The sequence below is a fragment of the Halomonas sp. ATBC28 genome (assembly GCF_005937175.1).
Taxonomy (GTDB): Bacteria; Pseudomonadota; Gammaproteobacteria; order Pseudomonadales; family Halomonadaceae; genus Vreelandella; species Vreelandella titanicae.
Window position 1 is genome coordinate 1 of sequence record NZ_VCQL01000231.1, and the last position, 299, is coordinate 299.

The following is a 299-nucleotide window of genomic DNA, read 5'->3' on the forward strand; positions in this document are numbered from 1 at the left end:
CGGAAGGCTTTAGCGGCGAGGTGGCCTTGAGCGTGGATATTGATGGGGTGGTCGAGCCCCGCACGGTGGTCTTCACCGGCGGCATCGGCAGTTTGACGGTTGACGTCGCCAACGATGATCAAGCCAATGGCACTGAGCAAGTCAGTGTCATCCTAGCCGGGATTGCAGATGAGGCGTTTGCTATCGATCCCGCTGCTGCGACGGCAACGGGCACAGTGACAGAGGATGACGAGGTCGCGCCAACAACACCCATACGCCTCCAGGCCGAGGACTTTACCGCAGCGACCAATTACACCGTC

At 60.2% G+C, this 299-nt stretch carries 1 protein-coding gene; it reads left to right on the forward strand.

All coding sequences use genetic code 11. The features are described from left to right. A partial coding sequence (locus E0L35_RS26425; RefSeq protein WP_171051258.1) for a hypothetical protein occupies positions 1–299 on the forward strand: 299 nt, incomplete at both ends.